This is a genomic window from Neorhizobium sp. BETTINA12A (genome assembly GCF_023006485.1).
Classification (GTDB): domain Bacteria; phylum Pseudomonadota; class Alphaproteobacteria; order Rhizobiales; family Rhizobiaceae; genus Neorhizobium.
On sequence record NZ_JALBGW010000055.1, the window covers coordinates 1 to 20,555 of the forward strand.

The 20,555-nt window shown below is 61.3% G+C and carries 24 protein-coding genes and 1 pseudogene; 12 read left to right on the forward strand and 13 right to left on the reverse strand.

Annotated elements, in window-relative coordinates:
- Window positions 1-337, reverse strand: a pseudogene (locus MOV61_RS15260) (MFS transporter); the annotation flags it as partial.
- A 4-nt stretch (window positions 338-341) separates the two neighbouring features.
- Window positions 342-1,703: an LLM class flavin-dependent oxidoreductase gene (locus MOV61_RS15265; protein WP_247137180.1), complete on the reverse strand. Its 1,362-nt coding sequence runs from the start codon at window positions 1,701-1,703 to the stop codon at window positions 342-344.
- 94 nt (window positions 1,704-1,797) lie between these two features.
- On the opposite strand from MOV61_RS15265, the gene MOV61_RS15270 reads away from it, so the two are divergent.
- A complete protein-coding gene (locus MOV61_RS15270; RefSeq protein WP_038545771.1) occupies window positions 1,798-2,361 on the forward strand; it encodes an XRE family transcriptional regulator in 564 nt (187 codons plus the stop codon).
- Window positions 2,362-2,470: 109 nt separating this feature from the next.
- Here MOV61_RS15270 and cydB read toward each other — a convergent pair whose 3' ends face one another.
- Together cydB and MOV61_RS15280 are read right to left on the reverse strand one after the other, a co-directional pair.
- A complete protein-coding gene (gene cydB / locus MOV61_RS15275) occupies window positions 2,471-3,475 on the reverse strand; it encodes a cytochrome d ubiquinol oxidase subunit II (protein WP_247137181.1) in 1,005 nt (334 codons plus the stop codon).
- Window positions 3,465-4,883 (reverse strand): cytochrome ubiquinol oxidase subunit I, encoded by a 1,419-nt coding sequence (locus MOV61_RS15280; protein WP_247137182.1) that lies wholly within the window; start codon window positions 4,881-4,883, stop codon window positions 3,465-3,467. Before MOV61_RS15280 ends, cydB begins: the two co-directional genes overlap by 11 nt.
- 336 nt (window positions 4,884-5,219) lie before the next feature.
- Between MOV61_RS15280 and MOV61_RS15285 the strand changes: the two genes are divergently transcribed.
- The 4 genes from MOV61_RS15285 (at window position 5,220) to MOV61_RS15300 (ending at window position 6,826) form a co-directional block, all read left to right on the forward strand.
- Complete coding sequence (locus MOV61_RS15285; RefSeq protein ID WP_247137183.1) at window positions 5,220-5,489, forward strand: hypothetical protein; 270 nt, start codon at window positions 5,220-5,222, stop codon at window positions 5,487-5,489.
- Between the two features lie 42 nt (window positions 5,490-5,531).
- The gene (locus MOV61_RS15290; RefSeq protein WP_038545756.1) at window positions 5,532-5,738 is read left to right on the forward strand and encodes a hypothetical protein; all 207 of its coding nucleotides are present in this window, start codon (window positions 5,532-5,534) and stop codon (window positions 5,736-5,738) included.
- A gap of 20 nt (window positions 5,739-5,758) precedes the next feature.
- The gene (locus MOV61_RS15295) at window positions 5,759-6,001 is read left to right on the forward strand and encodes a hypothetical protein (protein ID WP_038545753.1); all 243 of its coding nucleotides are present in this window, start codon (window positions 5,759-5,761) and stop codon (window positions 5,999-6,001) included.
- 141 nt (window positions 6,002-6,142) lie between these two features.
- Window positions 6,143-6,826, forward strand: a complete 684-nt coding sequence (locus MOV61_RS15300) for a phosphoribosyltransferase (protein ID WP_247137184.1) — start codon at window positions 6,143-6,145, stop codon at window positions 6,824-6,826.
- A 3-nt stretch (window positions 6,827-6,829) separates the two neighbouring features.
- On the opposite strand, the gene MOV61_RS15305 is transcribed toward MOV61_RS15300, so the two are convergent.
- Window positions 6,830-7,609: an endonuclease/exonuclease/phosphatase family protein gene (locus MOV61_RS15305; protein WP_247137185.1), complete on the reverse strand. Its 780-nt coding sequence runs from the start codon at window positions 7,607-7,609 to the stop codon at window positions 6,830-6,832.
- Window positions 7,610-7,674: 65 nt separating this feature from the next.
- On the opposite strand from MOV61_RS15305, the gene MOV61_RS15310 reads away from it, so the two are divergent.
- The gene (locus tag MOV61_RS15310; protein WP_247137186.1) at window positions 7,675-8,616 is read left to right on the forward strand and encodes a UPF0104 family protein; all 942 of its coding nucleotides are present in this window, start codon (window positions 7,675-7,677) and stop codon (window positions 8,614-8,616) included.
- On the opposite strand, the gene MOV61_RS30465 is transcribed toward MOV61_RS15310, so the two are convergent.
- The 3 genes from MOV61_RS30465 to MOV61_RS30470 form a co-directional block, all read right to left on the reverse strand.
- Window positions 8,596-10,101 (reverse strand): phospholipase D-like domain-containing protein, encoded by a 1,506-nt coding sequence (locus MOV61_RS30465; RefSeq protein WP_247137187.1) that lies wholly within the window; start codon window positions 10,099-10,101, stop codon window positions 8,596-8,598. The two genes, MOV61_RS15310 and MOV61_RS30465, sit on opposite strands and share 21 nt — an antisense overlap.
- Before the next feature lie 101 nt (window positions 10,102-10,202).
- Window positions 10,203-10,406 (reverse strand): hypothetical protein, encoded by a 204-nt coding sequence (locus MOV61_RS15320; RefSeq protein WP_157885172.1) that lies wholly within the window; start codon window positions 10,404-10,406, stop codon window positions 10,203-10,205.
- Between the two features lie 36 nt (window positions 10,407-10,442).
- Window positions 10,443-10,622: a hypothetical protein gene (locus MOV61_RS30470; RefSeq protein ID WP_247031131.1), complete on the reverse strand. Its 180-nt coding sequence runs from the start codon at window positions 10,620-10,622 to the stop codon at window positions 10,443-10,445.
- Between the two features lies 1 nt (window position 10,623).
- Here MOV61_RS30470 and MOV61_RS15325 point away from each other — a divergent pair, with 1 nt between their 5' ends.
- Together MOV61_RS15325 and MOV61_RS15330 are read left to right on the forward strand one after the other, a co-directional pair.
- Window positions 10,624-10,821 (forward strand): hypothetical protein, encoded by a 198-nt coding sequence (locus tag MOV61_RS15325; protein ID WP_247137188.1) that lies wholly within the window; start codon window positions 10,624-10,626, stop codon window positions 10,819-10,821.
- 237 nt (window positions 10,822-11,058) lie between these two features.
- Complete coding sequence (locus MOV61_RS15330) at window positions 11,059-11,571, forward strand: ferritin-like domain-containing protein (RefSeq protein WP_247137189.1); 513 nt, start codon at window positions 11,059-11,061, stop codon at window positions 11,569-11,571.
- 58 nt (window positions 11,572-11,629) lie between these two features.
- Here the strand turns inward: MOV61_RS15330 and MOV61_RS15335 are convergent, their stop codons facing one another.
- On the reverse strand, window positions 11,630-11,845 hold the full coding sequence (locus MOV61_RS15335) for a hypothetical protein (protein ID WP_247137190.1): 216 nt from the start codon (window positions 11,843-11,845) through the stop codon (window positions 11,630-11,632).
- Window positions 11,846-12,033: 188 nt separating this feature from the next.
- Window positions 12,034-12,249 (reverse strand): hypothetical protein, encoded by a 216-nt coding sequence (locus tag MOV61_RS15340; RefSeq protein ID WP_247137191.1) that lies wholly within the window; start codon window positions 12,247-12,249, stop codon window positions 12,034-12,036.
- A 137-nt stretch (window positions 12,250-12,386) separates the two neighbouring features.
- On the opposite strand from MOV61_RS15340, the gene MOV61_RS15345 reads away from it, so the two are divergent.
- Complete coding sequence (locus MOV61_RS15345) at window positions 12,387-13,502, forward strand: glycosyltransferase family 4 protein (RefSeq protein WP_247137192.1); 1,116 nt, start codon at window positions 12,387-12,389, stop codon at window positions 13,500-13,502.
- On the opposite strand, the gene MOV61_RS15350 is transcribed toward MOV61_RS15345, so the two are convergent.
- Window positions 13,499-14,923, reverse strand: a complete 1,425-nt coding sequence (locus MOV61_RS15350) for a lipopolysaccharide biosynthesis protein (RefSeq protein ID WP_247137193.1) — start codon at window positions 14,921-14,923, stop codon at window positions 13,499-13,501. The genes MOV61_RS15345 and MOV61_RS15350 overlap by 4 nt on opposite strands.
- A gap of 134 nt (window positions 14,924-15,057) precedes the next feature.
- Here MOV61_RS15350 and MOV61_RS15355 point away from each other — a divergent pair, with 134 nt between their 5' ends.
- Both MOV61_RS15355 and MOV61_RS15360 read left to right on the forward strand, forming a co-directional pair.
- Window positions 15,058-16,245, forward strand: a complete 1,188-nt coding sequence (locus MOV61_RS15355; protein WP_247137194.1) for a glycosyltransferase — start codon at window positions 15,058-15,060, stop codon at window positions 16,243-16,245.
- Between the two features lie 49 nt (window positions 16,246-16,294).
- The gene (locus tag MOV61_RS15360; protein ID WP_247137195.1) at window positions 16,295-17,068 is read left to right on the forward strand and encodes a polysaccharide deacetylase family protein; all 774 of its coding nucleotides are present in this window, start codon (window positions 16,295-16,297) and stop codon (window positions 17,066-17,068) included.
- Here MOV61_RS15360 and MOV61_RS15365 read toward each other — a convergent pair.
- Window positions 17,065-17,859: a WecB/TagA/CpsF family glycosyltransferase gene (locus tag MOV61_RS15365; RefSeq protein WP_247137196.1), complete on the reverse strand. Its 795-nt coding sequence runs from the start codon at window positions 17,857-17,859 to the stop codon at window positions 17,065-17,067. The two genes, MOV61_RS15360 and MOV61_RS15365, sit on opposite strands and share 4 nt — an antisense overlap.
- A 1-nt stretch (window position 17,860) precedes the next feature.
- Window positions 17,861-19,168: an O-antigen ligase gene (locus tag MOV61_RS15370; RefSeq protein ID WP_247137197.1), complete on the reverse strand. Its 1,308-nt coding sequence runs from the start codon at window positions 19,166-19,168 to the stop codon at window positions 17,861-17,863.
- Between the two features lie 283 nt (window positions 19,169-19,451).
- Here MOV61_RS15370 and MOV61_RS15375 point away from each other — a divergent pair, with 283 nt between their 5' ends.
- The gene (locus MOV61_RS15375; protein WP_247137198.1) at window positions 19,452-20,549 is read left to right on the forward strand and encodes a glycoside hydrolase family 5 protein; all 1,098 of its coding nucleotides are present in this window, start codon (window positions 19,452-19,454) and stop codon (window positions 20,547-20,549) included.
- Window positions 20,550-20,555: the final 6 nt, after the last annotated feature.

A 20,555-nucleotide genomic window follows, 5' to 3' on the forward strand; every position in this document is an offset into this window, starting at 1 on the left:
GGCAGAGGATGGCGCCGGTCGGGCCGGGCTCCAGAGCCAAGGCGGCGTTGGAGAGCGCGGCAAGCAGGGCGGAGGCCGCCATCAGCCGGTTCATGCGGATGAGGTCCGGCAGGTTGAAGAAGCTCGCCGCCAGGGCGCCGATCACGAAGCCGATCTGCACGCCGTTTGTGAGCCAGGCGGCGGCACTTTCGGACAGCGACCAGACGCGTTTCAGCTCCGGCGCGATGGCGTTTGCCGAAAACCAGCAGGAGAAGGAGAGCACGACGGCGAGGCACAACAGCGCCAGCATCGACCAGCGGCCTTCAGCTGGCGTTTCCAGGGTCGTCGCGGTGCTCATCGGTTTATCCCATGGTGCGATATCTGGCGGCGATATGCCGGCTCGGCAGGCGCGGCGTTCCGAACAGCTTTTCACGGAACGGGCCTTCGCGATAGCTGGTCTTGTAGAGACCGCGTTCCTGCAGGATCGGGATCACCAGTTCGATGATATCGTCGAAACATTCCGGCACGACGGTGCGCGACAGGTTGAAACCGTCGACGCCGGCCTCATCCATCCAGGCGACGAGGTTGTCAGCGATCTGTTCGGCGGAGCCGATCATCGGTGCCTGGCGGCTGCCGAGCACCATCTGTTCGAGCAGCTTGCGCTTGGTCCATTGCGGTCCGGCGGTGCGGGTCATGGCTTCCACATTCGAGACTATCGCCGAGCTCTTGCCGGTCTCGATCGGTTCGTCGAGATCGTATTTTGCAAAATCTATGCCGAGCGAGCCGGCGGCATGCACGAGTGCGCCTTCGGAGCTCGCATAGGCGCGATAGTCCTCGAACTTTTCGCGCGCTTCCTTTTCGGTGCGGGCGGTGACGATCGTGGCGCCGACGAAGACTTTGATGTCCTCCGCGCTGCGGCCGTATTCGACGGCGCGGGCCCTGATGTCGTCGGCGATGCCCTTGACGCCTTCAGTCTTCTGGCCGTTGACGAAGACGCATTCGGCATGGGTGGCGGCGAATTGCCGGCCGCGGGTCGAGGATCCGGCCTGGTAGAGAACCGGCGTGCGCTGCGGCGAGGGTTCGCAGAGATGGATCGCCTCGATGCCGTATTGCTTGCCGCGGTGGTGGACCTTGTGCACCTTGGCCGGGTCGGTATAGACGCGGTTTGCCCGGTCGAAGACCACCGCGTCGTCCTCCCAGCTCGCCTCCCACAGCCGGTACATGATCTCCATGTACTCGTCGGCGAGGTCGTAGCGGTCGTCATGGGCCGCCATGCCATCGAGGCCGATCGCCTTGGCGGCGCTGTCGAGATAACCGGTGACGATGTTCCAGCCGATCCGGCCGCCCGTCAGGTGATCGAGCGTCGACATGCGGCGCGCGAAGACGAAAGGCGGTTCGTGGGTCAGGTTGGCGGTAACGCCAAATGAGAGATGTTCGGTGACGGCGGCCATGGCCGGCACCAGCAGCAGCGGATCGTTGACCGGCACCTGTACCGCACCCCTCAGCGCCGCCGCATTGCTGCCGCCGAAGACGTCGTTGACGCCGAGAACGTCGGCGAGGAATATGCCGTCGAACAGGCCCGCTTCCAGCCTTTTCGCATAGTCCGTCCAGTATCGCAGCTGCGTATAGCGATGCGACTGGTCCCGCGGATGCGCCCAGAGCCCCTGCTGGATGTGGCCGACGCAGTTCATGTCGAAGGCGTTGAAACGGATTTCGCGCGTCACGATCTTCCCTTTGAATTCCTCATTGCCGGCAGGACTTGTCTCTTATAGGATGTATTTGTCCACTATAGAAGACGATTGTTGAAAGGCAAGCCGCTTGCAACAGGCTGAAAATGATCCGGTCCAGGCGATTGCCATGCGGCTGAAAATCGAGCGGGAGGCGCGGGGCTGGTCCCTGGCCGAGCTTGCCGAACGCTCGGGCGTCTCCAAGGCGATGATCAGCAAGATCGAGCGCAGCGAGGCGAGCCCCACGGCAACCGTGCTCGGCCGGCTCTCGGGCGCCTTCGGTCTGCCGCTCTCAGTTCTGCTGGCGCTTGCCGAGCGGGCGCAGGAGCGCGTCGCGCTGCAGGCGGAACAGCCGGCCTGGACCGATCCGGAAACGGGTTACACCCGCCGCGCGGTCTCTCCGGCGAATTCCCCGTTGGAGCTTCTGGATGTATCGCTGCCATCAGGCGTGCGCGTGCCTTATCCGGCATCCGCCTTCGCCTTCCAGCACCAGCAGATCTGGGTACTTTCGGGCCGGCTCGATTTCCAGGAGGGGACGGTGATGCATCATCTCACCGACGGTGATTGCCTTCTGCTCGGTCCGCCTGCCGATTGCGTCTTCTTCAATCCAGGCACGGAACCGGCGCGTTATGTGGTGGCGCTGACACGGCGTTAGGCGCCGAGCCAGAATTTGATGACCACGCCGACAGTGCCGACCGTTACCACTCCGGCCACCCAGAGGCCGACGAACCAGGCGAGTCGCCTGAAGGTTTCGCCGCCGGTCATCAGTGATAACCCTCTTCCGGATCGACCTTGCCGCGGAAGACCCAATAGGCATAACTCGTATAGGCAAGGATGAGCGGCACCAGGATCAGCGCGCCGACCAGCAGGAAACCGAGGCTTTCGTCGGGCGCCGCCGCATCCCATATCGTCACGGATGTCGGCACGATATAGGGATAGAAGCTGATGCCGATGCCTGCGTAGCCAAGTATGAAAAGCCCGAGCGCGGCAAGGAAAGGCCGGCTGTCGCGGTTGTTTTTCAGGCCCGTGAGCAGAAGCCAGAAACAGCCGAGGACAAGCAGCGGCACGATGATGCTGAAGATCGCCGTCGGCCAGGAGAACCAGCGTTTCAGATAGAGCGGTTCGAGAAAGGGCGTCCAGAGGCTGAAGATCGCCATGGCGGCGAGCGTCGCGAGGGCGGCGATATAGGAAAGGCTGCGAGCCTTGTCGCGAAGGTCGCCCGTCGTTTTCATCACCAGCCAGGTCGAGCCGAGCAGTGCGTAGCCGATCACGACTGCAAGGCCGGTGGCGATCGAAAACGGGGTCAGCCAGTCCCACCAGCCGCCGGAGTAGGCGCGGTTTGCAACCGGAATGCCCTGCACCAGCGCGCCAAGCGCGATCCCTTGAGCCAACGCCGCCATGAACGAGCCGCCGGCAAAGGCCCAGTTCCAGAGATATTGTGCCCGGCCGGTGCGCCAGCGGTATTCGAAGGCGACGCCTCGAAAGATCAGCCCGATCAGCATGGCGATGATAGGTGCGTAGAGTGCCGGCAGGATCGTCGCATAGGCGAGCGGAAAGACCGCCATCAGCCCGCCGCCGCCGAGGACAAGCCAGGTCTCGTTGCCGTCCCAAACGGGCGCGACGCTGTTCATCATTACGTCGCGATGGCGCTTTTCCGGAAACAGCGGGAAGAGAATGCCGACGCCGAGGTCGAACCCGTCGAGGATGACATAGGCAAGCACTGCGAAGGCGATGATGGCCGCCCAGATGAAGGGAAGGTCAATGGCCATGACGGGCTCCTGCCTGAAGTGCCGGGGTTTGCGGGCCGGGATTGATGCCGGCGGTTCGGATAGGGCCTTCGCCGAGGTCGCCGCTCGGATCGCGCGGCAGGCGGGACATCAGCCGCAGAATGTAGAAGGTGCCGGCGCCGAAGACGAGGAAATAGACGACGATGAAGGCGATCAGCGAGGAGCCCACTGCTGCCGCCGCAATCGGAGAGACGGAGTTGGCGGTCAGCAGGTGGCCATAGACGGTATAGGGCTGGCGGCCGACCTCGGTTGTCACCCAGCCGGCGAGCACGGCGACGAAGCCGGCCGGCCCCATCACCATCGCAGCACGGTGCAGCCACTCGGTCGTGTAGAGGCTGCCCTTCCATCGACAGTACAGGCTCCAGAGGCCGAGGCCTAGCATCGCGAACCCGAGGCCCACCATGATGCGGAAGGACCAGAACACGACCGGCACCGGCGGCTGCAATTCGCGCGGCACTGTGTCGAGGCCCTTGAGCGGCGCATCGAGGCTGTGCTTCAGGATGAGGCTCGAAAGCTTCGGGATCTCGATTGCATAGTCGATCCGTTGCTCGGCTTGGTTCGGCAGGCCGAAGAGGATCAGCGGCGCGCCGTCCGGATGGCTCTGGTAATGGCCTTCCATCGCCATGACCTTGACCGGCTGGTGTTCCAGCGTGTTGAGGCCGTGCTGGTCGCCGGCAAAGATCTGGATCGGGGCGACAATCGTCAACATCCACATCGCCATCGAGAACATCGTGCCGGCGCGCAAGGGGGCGGTGCGGCGCAGGAGATGCAGGCCGCCGACCGCGCCGACCACAAGGGCGGTCGTCAGATAGGCGGCAAGCACCATGTGGACGAGGCGATAGGGGAAGGATGGGTTGAAGATGACTGCCCACCAGTCGGCGGGGATGAACTGACCCTTGTCGTTCATCGCAAAACCTTGCGGAGTCTGCATCCAGGAGTTGGCGGAAAGGATCCAGGTCGCGGAGATCAAGGTGCCGACCGCGACCATCAAGGTGGCGAAGAAATGCAGGCCGGGGCCGACGCGATTGCGGCCGAACAGCATGATGCCGAGGAAGCCTGCCTCCAGGAAAAATGCCGAGAGCACTTCGTAGCCCATCAGCGGGCCGATGATCGGGCCGACCTTGTCGGAGAACACGCTCCAGTTCGTGCCGAACTGATAGGACATGACGATACCGGAGACGACGCCCATGCCGAAGGCGAGAGCAAAAATCGTCTTCCAGAAGTCGAACAGCTCCAGATAGACGACCTGTTTCTTCCACAGCCAAAGACCTTCCAGCACGGCGAGATAACTCGCCAGCCCGATCGAAAACGCGGGAAAAATGATGTGGAACGAGACCGTGAAGGCGAACTGCATGCGCGCCAGCAGCGTCGCGTCGAAGGTCTCGAACATGGCGTCATCCCTTTTCTGGCGGGGGCCGGAAGCCCATCCATCTCATCGGATGACAATCGGCGGGGGGCGTCAAGAGATCAATGCGCATCAATGCCGCGCGCCCGGATGCCGCGGCCCTGCGTTGAACCGCCGCAGTGAACGAAAAGGCGCTTCCCGGTGAGGGGAAGCGCCAAGTTGGGGAGGGTACTTATGACAATGTCGGCCGCGTGGAGGTCATGCGTCCGACCCGCGGTGAACCCATGATCATGAGTTTTGTTCCCCCTTCGCTTGTTTTGACGCGGAACCTTCGGTGGCGGTCCCGGTTCGACAAGCAGGTATGGAAAGGAGAAACGCACCATGAGCAAAGCCGTAGAAACCACCGATCACAAGGAAATCCGGCAATGGATCGAGGAACGCGGCGGCCATCCGGCTCGGGTGAAGGGTGCCCGGGAAGGCGGCATTCTGCGCGTCGATTTCGGGAAGCCGGAAGAATCCCTGGAGGAAATCGCATGGGACGACTTCTTCTCGATCTTCGATGAGAACAAGCTCGTCTTCCTTTTCCAGGAAGAAACGGAAGCCGGCAAAACCAGCCACTTTAACAAATTCGTGTCCAGCACGAAACACTGAGGCCGCGGCCAGACCGCGGTCCCGGAGCCAAGGAGGACGATCATGTCCACTTCCAAGCACTTCAAGACCCGCAAGCCGAGCGACGCCGATCTCAAGGAGGATCCAGGCATAGGCCAGTCGAAAGGGTTGAACCGCTTTACCGGCGCTGACGAGATCGCCGGCGAGAATACCGAGGAAGGCGATGTCGGCAACGACACGACCCGTTTCGGCGGCGTCGATCCCAACCAACGCGGCCGGGCGAACAAATGACCTCTCAAGGAGGATAGACCATGCAAGGCAATAAAACTCATCAGCAACAACGTAACGTCATCGAAAAGCGGGAAAATACCGCCAATGCGCCCAAGGATTTCGATCCCGGCCCCGACCTGCGACGGAGCGAAGCGGCCAAGGATGCATTCCGTCGCGGCGATAACCTGGACATGCGGGCCGCGGAAGTTTCGCTTCACGACGACCCGTCGATCATTCGCGGCCGCAACCAGGAAAGCGAACACCACAAGGGCAAGGGCTCCTGACTCTTTTGGAGAGCACGGAACCCAAACCCCATCCTCACGGTTGTCGGACGTCCAGCGGGTGCTATGATGCGGTCGGGCTGGCACAAGAACCAAGAACCAAGTGTGGTGGCAGATGCCATCGCACCATCCTGGGAGGATGACATGTTCGGTCTAAGCCCAACCTTTGTCGATCGCGAGGATGCCGGAAGGCAATTGGCGGAAGCCATGCAGGCGGCGATGCCGCCCGATCCGATCCTGATGGCGCTGCCGCGTGGCGGCGTACCCGTGGCCTTCGAAGTCGCCCAGCGGCTCGGCCTGCCGCTCGATCTCCTCATCGTCCGCAAGATCGGCGCGCCGGGTCATCCCGAATACGGCATCGGCGCTGTCGTCGATGGGCGGGAGCCGCACGTGATCGTCGACGAGGACGCCGCCCGCCGGTTCCACGTGCCGCCAGGCTATCTTGCGGCCGAGCGCGAACATCAGCTCGCAGAAATCGAGCGCCGACATCGGATGTATTTCGGCGAGGACGAGCCGAGCGAGCATGATCATACGGGCCGCGACATCATTCTCGTCGATGATGGTATTGCAAACGGCGTTTCGATCCGCGCCGGCATCCACGCGTTGAAGGACATGGGTGTAGCGTCGATCCGGATCGCGGTGCCGGTCGCGCCGCGTCTATTGCTGGAAGCCCTGCAGGAAGAGGTCGACGACATCGTCTGCCTGTCGGCGCCGGACCATATGGAAGCCGTCAGCCTGCACTACGGCGACTTCAGGGAGACGACCGACCAGGACGTGGTGCGCCTTCTGAAGGAGGCTCATCGGCTCAGCCGCACCCTGAGCCATTGAGGATCAGAGCTCGACAGTGACCAGAAGCGGCAGATGATCGGAGGCCCGGCGGGAAAGCGGGGTCGACACGACCTGCGTGGCGATGGGTGTGACTTTGCTGGAGACGAAGACGTGGTCTATCCTCAGGAGCGGCAGACGCGATGGGAAAGTGGGCTTGGGCCTTCCCCCGCTCACAAGCGGCGCGTCCGCCATCTGGCGGGCGACGGCCTTGTAGGTCGCGGTCACGGGAGTGGCGTTGAAATCGCCGATCAGGATCTTCGGCTTGCCTTGGCAATCCGGCGCACCCGCCCAAAGCGGGCCCAGAATTTCGCCGATCTGGCGCATCCTGTCGCGGCCCAGCAGGCCTAAATGGGTGTTGAAGACCTGCAGCTTCTGTTCTCCGACGTCTATTTCCACCCAGACGGCGCCGCGCTGCTCGCCATGCGAGGGCAGGCCGGCACCCTTGACCATTCTTGCCGGAAGGGCCGTCAGGATCGCATCGCCATAACGCTCTTCGGCGACGTTGAGTGCAGCGTGGAAATGGAATTCCATCCGTAGAAGAGACGCAATCGTATGCGCCTGGTCTATCCCGCCGGTACGGCTGCGGCCGACATCCAGTTCCTGCAATCCGATGATATCCGGTTCCAGGGCTGCGATGACCTCGGCCACCCGGGCGGGGTCGAGCCGGCGATCGGTACCGATGCAGCTATGCACATTATAGCTCAGGATTTTCAGGCGATGCCTTGTCTTCAAAGGCTGGGCCGGGGCGCGGCCGGCCTCGGCTGGCAATATCTGATCCGTCATGGCGCTGGGAACACCTCGGGCCCGGTTTCGTTCCCATTGTTATACAGCCGTTTACGAGAGGGACCATGATCGCCAGACGCCATCTGCTCAAGTTTCTGCTCGGCGTTGCGATCTGCCTGGCGGCCTTCCTCGTCTATCGCAGTCTCGGCCGCTACACGGTCGACGAGATCGAGGAATCGGTCCGGTCGATCGCCGGTTTGCGGCTGGCGACTGCCTTCTTTTTCGTCATCCTCTCCTATCTCTGCCTCGGTGGCTTCGATGCGCTTGCCGTGCGGTATGCGGGCAAGCCGCTTCTCTTGCGCCAGACCTCGCTCGCGTCCTTCACGGCTCTGTCGATCGGTCACAATGTCGGGCTTTCCGCGCTCAGCAGCGGTGCCGTGCGCTACCGGTTCTACACGCGCTGGGGGCTGACTGGAGAGGACATTGCCAAAGTCATCGTGTTCTGCGGGGTGACCGTCGGCCTCGGTCTTGGAACGCTCGCCGGACTGGCGTTGCTGCTCCAACCCGGCGACGCGGTGGACCTGCTGGGCCTCGACCGCACGGCACGGCTGGCGGTCGGCCCGCTCTGCCTGGCCGGGCCTGTCGCCTATCTGCTGATCTGCGCCCTCGTGCGCCGTCCTCTTGTCGTGCGCAACTGGCGTTTCGAACCGCCGGCGATACAGCTTGCACTTGGCCAGATCGCCATCGGCACGCTGAACTTCGCCTGCGTCACGGCGTCCATCCAGCAGCTTCTGGCGAGCTTTACCGATGCCGGTTACCTGGGCGTGGCCAGCGCCTACGTCACCGCCAACCTGGCCGCGCTGCTCAGCCATGTGCCAGGCGGGCTCGGCGTGCTGGAGGCGACCATGCTCGGGATCCTGCCGACATCCGCTTCGATCGGTGCACTGATTGCCTTCCGCGTGCTTTATTTTTTCGTACCGCTCACGGTCGGCGTGCCGACGCTGCTCGTCACCGAGGCCTACTATCGTCATCGGGGCGGCAGGTTCCTAGAGCAGACGGTAATGTGACAGGCGGGCGAAAAGCCGCCGGAAACCGGCCTTGATTTCCGGTATCGGCCAGAAGGGCTGTTTCGGATCGATGATCCCTGTGCCGACCAGAGATTCCGTTTCGCCTTTGTCCGTATCGACGTCGTAGCTCCGCAAGCCACGCGGCTTGACGTTCAGCCGATCGACGGCCGCCAGCATGGAGCCGGTTTCCACGATGATCCGCGTGACTTCCGCCGGTTGAGCGTCGAGGTGTTCGGCGATCAGCTCGTTGCGCAGTGCCGCGATCGCCTGTCGGCCCGCCGGTTGAGAGGTTTCGATCGCAAGGTCCGCCTCCGTGTCCAGGCCTTCCGAGCGATTGTTGAGATTGGAAGAGCCGACGCGCACGAACCGGTCGTCGACGATGATCAGTTTCGAGTGAACGATGATCTCCTGCTCCCTGCCGTCGCCGTCGGAAACCACGGCATAGAAAACCCGCAGCCGTCCATAACGATCCGCGCGCTTCAGGCGGCGGATCAGCCGGTTGCGGTTGTGGCCCATCATCAGCTTTTCCAGGAAGCCGTGGGATTCGCGCGTAACGATCACGAGGATTTCGGGGCCGTCTGCTTTCCTCAACTGTCTGGCAAGCGTCCGCGCCACGCCGAAGGAGGCGAGATACTGGGTTTCGATATAGAGGTGGCTTTTGGCTGCCTTCAGCGCGTCGTGGGTCAGCCGGATCGCCTCGCGGTGGCCGCGGCGGCCCTTCCATTTCCAGGCTTCGGTCAGCGCCAGACCGGTGTTGCAGTCGGTCAGGGCCGGTTCCATGTCTGCTGGCCAGGGAGGCGCGCTATGCGTATCAAGTGGCGCAAGCGTTTCTCGGGTCGCCTTCTTCCACCGGCGGCGGGCGACATCGCCGATCAGCTTTGCCGTATCACCGGTCACGATCGCCTGCATGTCGTGGACAGGGCCATAGGCGGCTCCGTCCGGAGCCCGGCGAAGCGGGTTGACTGTTGCGTGGCTGCGGTCGTCCCACCGACGGGCGGTCAGGTCGATGCCGCCGAGGAAGGCTGTCCCGTCGTCGATCACGACGATTTTCTGGTGATGGCTGGCGCGCAGCGGATGATCGAAGTCGAAATGCAGGAAAATGCGCGGATGATCGTTCCAGCCCATCCTGCCGAACATCTTCAGGCTCTTGCCGGAGTAGACCGGGCCCATGCCCCAGACCAGGATGCGGATTTCAAGCGAAGGTTTTTCCTCGACCATCCTGTGCAGCAGTGCGCCGAGGGTCTCTCCGTCCGGACCGCGGGGACGAAGGAGAATGTCGGGATTGAAATCCCAGCCGATGATGAAGACCGAACGTTCCGCCTGTCTAAGCACCTGATCCAGTCGGCGGTAATAATCGTCGGCATCGATCAGGAAGGCGAGTTTTTTTGCCCTCGCGCTGCGCCACGCGTTGCGGCCCGGTCGGATGATTGGGTCGAACGCGAATGACGTTTTTAGGGTCGGGAGTGATTGCGTCGTTGCGTCCACCTGCGCCACCTCGTCATAGGATGACAGATGAACGCGCGGATTTTATCCTTTGTTCCAAGGTTGAGTTCATGTGCCGACCCGGATGGATGCAAGGTGAGGCGTTATTCGAGAACGGTCTGCTGAGCTGGATTGGGGGCAACGAAACCGTTGTTGCTGTCTCCCAATACCTCCATCGCGACGATGAGCCCGAGGAGGATGAGAATTGCGGCGATCAGCAGTTTCCAAAGCCCGCCCGCCAGGTGTCTCTGGCTGTTCTCGCTCTGCATTTCTCTACGGTCTGAATGCGTATGGCTATGGATGTTCATGGTCGATCTGCCGGCGCTTACGGCGCCGGTACCTCTTCAACTGAAAGCCAGGCTGCCGGGCGGCATATAAACTGGCGGATTGGGGTTTTCATCCGGATTGGGCAGCGGCGTCTCGTCCGGCAGCCGGTCCGGTTCCGGTTCGCCGATCGGGGGTTCCGGTTTCCAAACAGGGGCCGGCATAGGTGGCCGTTCGCTGGGTTCGCGAGGATCGGGGATCATGGAAAACTCCCTGTTACTCATTCCACAACCACCCGGCATGGCGATTGTTCCCCGCGAATTGCCCTACCGGTTGGTGGAGCCGGTGCTCGTCGGATCCGTGCCGGGAGCCGGTGCTGGTGCCGGCTTCTGCGCGGTGTCGTTGGTCGCCGGAGCTGTCGGCGCCTGCGCCGTATTATCCGACGTGCCGGTGAAATAATAGCCGACAGCCATCAAGAGGAGCACTATAATAATGCCTCCGATGATCGAATTTGCCCTCGTCTCGCGTGACATGATCTTGCCTCTGTGCTGGTGAAGTTATCGCCGGACAATTCGCAGATGGGGGCAAATGTTCCAACGCATTGAGGCGAAGAGGAACTTCGGATGCTTTCAGGGGTTGAATCCATCTTGCCATTCATCCGCGTTCTGGTGGCAACCGATTTGCGAGGAGAAGCGAATGACCCATGCCCGAGACAACTTCCTCGCCTGGCTGCGTGCGGCGCATGCCATGGAGGAGCAGGCAATCATCACGCTCTCCGCTCAATCCAGGCGGATCGAAAGCTATCCGGACCTCAAGGCAAGGATTATCCAGCATCTGCACGAGACGGAGAAGCACGCCCAGGCGCTGAAGGCGCTTCTGGATCAATTTTCCGGAACCGGCAGCGCATTGGCACTCAAGGACATGGCGGCCAAGCTGGCGGCCAAAGCGCAGGGCGTCGGCGGCATGTTGACCAGTGACGAGGTGGTCAAGGGAGCGATGGCAAGTTATGCCTTCGAACACATGGAGATCGCCAGCTACAAGGTTCTGATTGCAGCGGCCGACGAACTCGATGAAATGGAAGCAAAGACCGTCTTCGAACGTATTCTGGGCGAAGAGATCGCAATGGCGAACTGGCTGGAAGCCAATCTCGATGCCATCACCCGCGTATTCCTGATGCGGGACGAGCGGGACCTGATGGCCAAGAGATAGCGTGAAGCGCTGAAGCGGAATAGGGGCCAGCCGCGGCGGTTGCGGCTGGCACGAAATATCAGGTTCTTATGGGTGCATCCGGGTCCAGATAGACCTGCAGATCTCGTGGATCGCGCACACCCTGTTGATAAAGCTGAATCAGCTGCGCTGCGAGATTGTTTGCGGCAAGGCTGCCGCCGACAAGTCCGCGCTCTGCACAGATTTTGTCGAATAAGCGTTGAAGGAATGCCAATTCCGTCGGTTCGAAAGTATTGGTCAGGATTGCTGCGTTCATATTTTCAGCCTCCCAAAAGGTGGCGAAAGCGTTTCCTGTCTTCCAGTCGCCAGCGCGCTATTTCTCCTATGCCGGTGATAGCTAAAGACTACTACTTCTCTTCCACTTTGCAAGGGCGGAAAGCCGAATGGCGCCCTCTGCTGAGGCTCAAGATCCTTTCTCAAGCAGTCATGAATGTAGGCGCTTATTCAGTCGCTAAGATGATTCGCCTCGTGATCGTGAAACTGCTCGGTCTGTACCATTTTGCTGTCCAGTCCGCGTTCCCTCGAATGCTGCGCCTTGTCGCGGTTTGACAGCACTTTGTTTTCAGGAAGAGTCCTCTTGTCGATGTTCGTCATGGCGCCGTTGCCGCTGCTTTTTCCCTGCGTTCCTGCGCCCATCCGTTTCGAACTGGCTTTGGCCATGGGATCTGCCTCCTGTTTCTGTTTTGCTCATCAGGCAAAACCGCGCAGGAGAGTTTTTGATCCGCGAAAAATCGGATAGGAGGAATGTGAATGATCTCTCTTCACAGATTTTAAGATTTCAGCCCTAGGTTCCGGTCATGAGGCACGAATTCAGCTCCGCTTTTCCAGAAGCTGCCGATACGCTAAATCCTTCGGGGTTGCGGATCCTCCAACTCGTCACCCATGACAAGATGGGTGGCGTGCGGACACTTGTGCAAATGGTCGAAACCGGATTGCATGCCCGCGGTTTCGACGTGCAGACCCTGCCTCTCGATACCGGTCATGGGACGGTCGCCACGCTTCGCAATCTTGCGCACCTCGGATGGTCCATCCTCTCCCGAAAGTACGACGCGATATTCACCTATCAGGCGGCAGCCTCCGTCTTCGGCGGATTCCTCGGCTTTCTCGGCCGTGTGCCTGTGCGCGCTGCCCATCATACCGCAGCGCCCGAGGGTATTCGCCGGCATTGGAAAGCGCTCGACTGGCTGTTCGGCTCGACGGGAATCTTTACCCATTTCGTATCCAATTCCGTATCGACCAGCGCTTCGTTCGGCAAATGGCCTGCGGTCTACCGGCGGCGGTTCATTCTGATCCCGCACGGTGTCGATCCCATTCCGCCAGCGCGTGCAGCGGTCGACTGGCGGCAGCGCCTTTCCATTCCGCCGGACGCATTCGTGCTGGTCGCGACTGGGAGGCTGGTGGATCAGAAAGATCATGGCGTATTGGTGGAGGCGCTCCGGCTGCTGCCGGGAATGTACCTGATCATCGCCGGCGATGGCCCCAACCGCATGGCGCTTGAAGACAAGGCGTGCGCCCTCGATGTGGCTGAGCGTGTCCATCTGGTGGGCTCCATTGATCGGGATGAGCTCGGTGACATCCTGGGAGCCGGCAATATCTATGTGTTTCCCTCGATCTGGGAGACTTTCGGCCTTGCAGGGGTCGAGGCTTCGATGGCTGGTTTACCCGTTGTTGCGTCCGATCTCCCGGTTCTGCGCGAGGTGCTTTGCATCGGCAACGGTCATGAAAACGCATCCATGACGCGGTTCCATCCGCCCTGCGATGCGACCGCTCTTGCCGATGCGGTCAAAGACCTCGCTGCGAATTATCCGGACGCGCGGCTTCGCGGCGATTTCGCGCGATTGCATCGCGAGCATCACAGCCGGGAGCTGATGCTGGAGCGGTATACGAATTTCCTGCGCTCCGAGGCCGGCTAGCCCCGCCGCGGATAAAAACGCTGAAGCAGCGAGCGGGCATCGAACAGGTTCCAGCGCAGGGCGATATAGGCGCTGGCGATGCCGATCAGCACGAAGTTGACGGCGCTTGCAGCCGGCTCCGCCGCCACGAACTGGACACCCTTACCGACGGCCACCAGAGCTATGCCCAGCGCCAGCAGCAGGCTGCCCCGCGGCAGGTCGAGAGGCATGCGCAGGTTTCCGGACGCGTAGATCAGGCAGATCAACAGCGCCGCCGCCTGCCCGAGCGTGAAGGCAATGGCGGCGCCAATTGCTGCATAGGAAGGGATCAGCAGGTAGCTCAGCGTACCGGTGACCGCCAGCATCGCGACCGAAGCGACCAGTTCCAGGTTCGTTGTCCCGCTGAAATAAATCACTTGGCCGAAATAATGGGAACGCATGACGAGAAGCGCATTTGCGACGAGCAGGATCGGCATGATCTGCGTGACGACCGGCAGATAACTTGGAGCCAGCAGGACCGCAAAGACGACGTCGCCGAGCAGGATGAAGGATACCGTGCCGAAAATGACGATATAGCACTGGGTAATGAAGGCGCGCTTGAGGGTATGGCGCGCGTCCGAGCCCTTTCCCTCGGTGTGAAGGTTCTTGGCGCTTGAAATATATCCCGCGCTGATCGCCTCGGCCAGGACCAGGAAGGTCTGCTTCATGAGGTCGAGCACGGTCCCATAAGGCGCGACGGTGCTGGTATTATAGAGGCCTGCCAGGAGCAGCCGGTCGACATTCATGGCGGCTGCGGAAGCGCCGAAGGCTATGGCAAGCGGCCAGCCGTAGCGCCACATCCGCCGCACGTCGCTGCTCCGCGGCCAGACGAAGCCGGACGCCCATATGGTGCGGCTGAAATGCCGGAAAACCGGCACGGAACCCAGGGCGTAACCCAGCCCTACGCCTGCCAGCAGCGCGCCGGGCGTCTCGAATTCAAGAACTGCGATGCAACCGAATATCAGGGAGAAGACGCTGCGGGCGATGGTCGCGATGGCAACGAGCCGGACAAGAAGGTGGGCGCGGCTGATTTCCACTGCGACAAAATACAAGGTGAAGCAAACCACCAGCAGGCTGCTGCTGGCCGCGACATCGGCATGCAGTGTCCCAAGCAGGTAGAAGAGGTATATGGCGCCGATCGCCGGCAACATCACGACCCCTGAAACCAGCAGTAGCGCACCGGCGAGCCGATCGGCTTCCCTCGGGTCGTATCGTCCGAAATGCGCGAATACGATCCACTGGACGCCGAGGCTGTAGACCATCATGCAGATCGAAAATCCGATAATGTACTGGCCGTAAACGTCGGCGCTGGTCATGCGCGTGAAGATGGAAACCGACACGAGATTGATGATGGCCGAGGTCGCCCGCGAGGCTAAATACACCGAGGCATGTCTATCGCTCAATTTCGTCGCCCAATAATATGCATTTGGTCAGAATTAACCGCTAACCCTCTAGGGTAGGCCGGATCGTTGCCGGGAGTGATGCAGATCCTTCCTTAGCAGGAACAAACGCAATAATCATAGGGCATGTGATGATTATGAATAGCTCTCGGATTGTTGATCCGGTCGCAGCCCGAATCTGTTTTCTCGTGCGTGGTTTCGATGGCGGCGGTGCTCAGCGTGACGCCATCCTGCTGGCAAACGAATTGCAGGCCCAGGGATTTCCGAGCGCAATCGTCACGCTTCAAAGTTCGGGTCCGTTACGGGACCTGATCCGCGCCGACGTGCCCGTCATCGATCTCGGCAATGGCCGCAAATTGCGCCTTGCCTTCGCGCCGGCTGCATTGAGACGGTTGCTGGTCACGGGCCGCCCCAGGGCGCTGGTGTCTTCCGAGGCGGCGGCGAATGTTCTGGTGATCCTGGCCTCCCGAGGGCTTGCGAAGGAAACGCGGCCGTCGATCGTCTTGCGGGAGGTGGCAAGCCCCCTGCAGGCACGAACAGGCGACCCCTACTGGCAGAACCGGCTGGCCTACAGGCTGATCCGGTTTGCCTATCCGCGCGCCGATCTCGTGCTGACGCTGACGGCGGGTGCGCGAAACGATCTCATCGACCGTTTTGGCGTGCCGGCGGCGAAGGTCGCCAATCTTGGAACCAATGCCGTTCTGACACCGCAGATGCGGCAGCGGATCGAACAACTTGGCCGCTCACCGGAGCCCGGCCTCATCGTTTCGGTCGGCAGGCTCTCTCCGGAAAAAGGATACGCGACGCTGATCGAGGCCTTCGCGCAGCTCAGGCGGACGCGGGCCGCGCGGTTGACGATCATCGGAGAAGGTGATGAGCGCGGCAATCTCGAAGCTCTGATCGAAGCCAGGAACCTGTCGGCGGATGTCAGCCTGCCAGGACACAATCCGGACCCGTTGTCAGTCGTATCGCAGGCTTCGATTTTCGTATCGTCCTCCTCGCACGAGGGGCTGGGGAACGCGCTGATCGAGGCCATGGCCTGCGGCGTGCCCGTCGTCGCGACGGATGCGCCCTATGGTCCGCGCGAGATCCTGAAAGGCGGAGGGCTTGGACGGCTGGTGACGGTCGGCGACGCGGCCGCGCTTGCGCAGGCCATGGCCGGGACACTTGACCACCCGCTCGAAAGCGCAGTTCTCCAGGCCCGCGCAGCGGAGTTCAGCGTCGAGAAATCGGCCGAAAGGTTCATTCATCTTCTTCAGGCCTCAGGGATAGCGGGAAGTGCCATTTCTGCGGTGCCTGAGGTTGAGACAACCGTAAGTATTTGAGGTTATGTTTTCAGGCTCTGGGAGATCCGATTGCAATGGATGGGGGTAGATGAAAAAGCCGAAACTCTGGGAAATGTCCGGTTCGGAGATACTGGCAGGCGTATCCCGCAAGATCGGGCGGCACGTCTATTTTCGCCCGCACCTGTTGAAGCTGGATGCGCCTGTCGTTGCTTTCACGTTCGACGACTTTCCTGTCTCGGTCTTCGAAAATGCGGCGCCCGCTCTTGAGGATGCGGGCATGCTCGGCACGTTCTATCTCGCGAGCGGCCTGATGCAGCGCGTCGAAAACGGCCAGCTGATCGTCGATGAGGAGATGGTCGCGACGCTTTCGGACCGGGGACACGAGATCGGCGGCCACACGCATGGCCATATCAATGTTCAGAAAACGCCGCGTCGCGACCTGATGGCCGACGTTACACGAAACGACGAGGAAATCGCCCGGATCGTCGGCTCCGCAAAGCCGGTTTCATTCGCTTATCCTTTCGGGATGATTTCGGTTCCATCCAAGCTGGCGCTGATGCATCACTATCCGGGCCTGCGGGGCATCAAGGTCGGCACCAATTCCGGCCTCATCGATCTTGCGCATCTGAAAGCGCAGGAACTCTATGACTGCAGCAACAATTCGTCGTCGATCGACAGGATGCTGGACGATGTCGAGCGGCGCCGCGGCTGGCTGATCTTCTATACCCACGATGTGCGCGAAGACCCGACGAATATCGGCTGTTCGCCGGCTTTCTTCTCGCAAGTGGTCGACAAGGTGCGCCGGCGCGGCATCAAGGTCGAGACCGTGATCGATACGCTGAAGCGGATTGGGGTCGCCTAACGGGTCTTATCCGTGTCCGGGCGGTCGCTCGTCAGATCCTTGTAAACGGCCCAGCAGAACGCCCAGGAGGTGATGAAATAACGCCGTGCCAGGCGGCGCGGTTCTGTCGCGACGCGCCAGAGGAATTCCAGCCCAGCTTTCCGCAGGAAGACCGGAGCACGCGATTTGACGCCGGCATAGAAGTCGAGCCCGGCGCCAAAACCGAAGCCGTAGCAATCGGGAAGATCGGCGCGGTGCCTGTCCATCCAGATCTCGGACTTCGGGGCACCGATGCCGAAGAAGATATGGGTCACCCGGTTTTCCCGGAGCTTGGACACCAATTCCCGGCCAAACACCTCGTTCCGCTCGAAGGCCGGCGGTGCCGTGACGATGACGTGTTCGGAAAAGCCGAGCGCGCGCAGTTTTTCATCCAGGATAGCAGCGGTGGTTTCGCTCGAGCATAAAAGCAGGGGCCGGTGTATGCCCGGCTTCAGGCGCTCGATGATCTCGGGAAACAGATCGGCGCCGGTGATACGGCCGGGGACGTCGAGCCCACGCAGCCGCGCATAGAGGAAGACGGGAGCTCCGTCGACAGTTGTCAGCCAGGCCTTGTCGTAGGCGGCCTTGAAGGCGGCATTCCTGTTCAGTTGCACGATGTGATCGAGGTTGGCGGTCACCAGCAGTCGCAGGCCTTCTCCGGCAGGAACCGGTTCAGTGACGATGGCATCGACGATCCTGCCGGCGTCCCAGGTGGAGAACTCGATGCCGAAGACTGAGGTTCGCCGTTGTTTTGCAGGTGCTTGCTCAGACATTTCAGGCGTACGCTGGTCCATAGGCGGGCTCGGCCTTCCTGGAGGCTATGATGCGGTAGCGGGCCTGGTAGCCAAGACCGAACATGGCGACCATCATCGTGAACCAGATCGGTCCCGACCGTGCGAGGAAGATGCTTTCGAGGCAGGCCAGGAAGATCGAGAAAAGCCAGATCCTCAAAAAAAGCCTGGTGAGCGGCGTGAAATTCTTTGCGGCGTCGATTGCCGCCAGATTTTTAAGGGGAGTAGCCAAGACCCATATCACCATCAATATCAATCCCGGTATGCCGGCGTTCATGGCAGCATCGACATAGGCATTGTGGGCATCCACCGCGCGCACGGCCCAGTTCAAGGTGCGCATATCGCTGTTGACGAGGCTCTCCGCCCCCCAGAAAGAGCCGAAGCCATAACCGGTGATCGGATGCTGTGCAATAGCATCAAGCGCCAGCCGCCAGATATCGGCGCGTGCCGTATAGGTGGTGTCGATACCCGTTGCCGCGACGATCTCCCGCAGCGGCGCGATGGTGGACACGCCGACGGTGGCCAGGTTGAGCAGGCCGACGCCGCCGAAGACGACGGGAATGCGGATCCAGCGCCAGCGCTCGAAGAAAATACTGAGGAGGAAGATGCCCGGCAGCATCGCGGTCGAAGTCTTGGCACCGGTCTTCAGCAGGAACAGGCAGCTTGCCACGATCAGGAGCAGCCCGATGATCCGAGACCAGGCCGACATCAGGTAGATGCCGACGAAGCAGGAGAGCGCCATGACGACGCCCGTCTCGTTCTTCTGGACGTAAATTCCCTTCCAGCGCCCCGCATGCTGGGGTTCGAGAAAATCGGTCAGCTGATGGATGGCGAGGCTCGGGAGAAATAGCACTCCGAAATAACAAAGGCCGACGATCAGGATCACGCCGCCGCCGGCCAGCCTTGCAAACTGGTTTTCGCCCTTGGGCAGCATCAGAAATGCGCTGGCGCTGATGCAGACGGTCAGCGCAATCAGGACGCGCCGCACGGCCCCGAGAGGATCGACCGACAGTGCCGCCGTCAGAAACAGCCATCCGAATACGAGCGTCAGCAGCAGGCGGGGCTGGAAGATGACGCTCCGCACCCTCGGGGTCATCGCATAGACAACCACGATCAGGAACAGCATATAGGCGAGCAGCTGGCTCCAGAGAGCAGGCTTCGCCAGGGCAGGGTTGAGGCTGGTGTCGACGAAAGGCGTCAGGGTGATCCAGTAGAAGCACCCGACACAGCAAAACAGTAGCGTTGCGCCAAAATTTCCAGAAGACGCAACTTCGTCCGTGTCTCTCGCCATCCACCCGCCGCCGCGTTCTCTTCGCGCGCGAATCGTAACAGAAACCGCCGAATCTCGCCAGCATCCATATCCCGGCAACGGCTGCTGCGAGGTTCGTCGAGAGCGATTGGGCGCCTGGTTTGGAAGGGCCGCGACGCGAAAGTGCGGCCGTGTGATATTCCGGGCGTTCATCATAACCGGATAAACTTCCGCCCGGTTGCTTGACCTTACCTGCGTCGAACCGGACTTTGCCCGTCATGAAGCAATCCGACGGCGCTCTTTTACAGACGACTGGAGATCTTGAATGCTGAGGATGGTGGCGCGGCTTGCCGGATCTCTGATGCTGATGGCGCTCGGGATTGCCGGTGCGCAGGCGCAGAATTTCGTGCTGAAACCATTTTCGGACGCTCGCGCGCCCGAAATCGCCGGACTGACCGCGGCCGATCAAGCCAAGGCGCTGGGGCGAGGGGTCAATTTCGGGGGAACGCTGGAGGCGCCGAGTGAGGGCGCCTGGGGAGGGCGGCTTTCCACGGAGCTGTTCGCGGCAGTCAGGGAGGGCGGGTTCCAGACCATTCGGCTGCCAGCCCGTTTCAGCAGCCATACGGCCGTCTCGGAGCCCTACAAGCTCGACGAGCCTTTCATGAAGCGCGTCGACTTTGCGATCAACAACGCACTGTCCCGGGGCCTCAACATCATCATCGACTTCCACCATTATCATGAGATGGATGGCGATCCTCTGGAGGCGGAAGAGGTCGCGATCGGTGTTGAGAAGAGCCGCGAGCGTTTCCTGGCGATCTGGGAGCAGCTTGCACGGCGATATCAGAGCCTGCCCAACGACAAGGTGCTGTTTGAGATCTACAACGAACCGCACGGCAAGACGGAGGAGGTCTGGAACGATTTGCTCGCCCAGGCGCTTGCGGTGATCCGCAGGACAAATCCCCACCGCTTCCTGATTGTCGATCCGGCAGAGTGGAGCACTGCCTGGGGGCTAAATAAGTTCGCAATCCCAGCCGACGACCGCCGCCTGATCGTCACCATACACAACTACGCACCGTTCAAGTTCACGATGCAGGGCGCCAGCTGGATAGAAGGATCCAGGCCCTGGCTCGGAACGGCCTGCTGCGAAAAGGCGCAGATCGAGGAGATCAGGACGCCTCTCGACATGGCGGTCGAGTGGGGGAAAAAGAACGATCGCCCGATTTTCGTCGGGGAATTCGGCTCCAACTCGCTCGCCTATTATCCCGACCGGGTGACCTATACGCGGATCATGCGGGAAGAGATCGAGAGACGCGGCATGAGCTGGGCCTATTGGGATTTCGCGTCCCACGAATTCGGCCCCTGGGATCCGACCACCAAATCATGGCTGCCGGAATTGCACGAGGCGCTGGTTCCGAAGAAGTAGAAATGT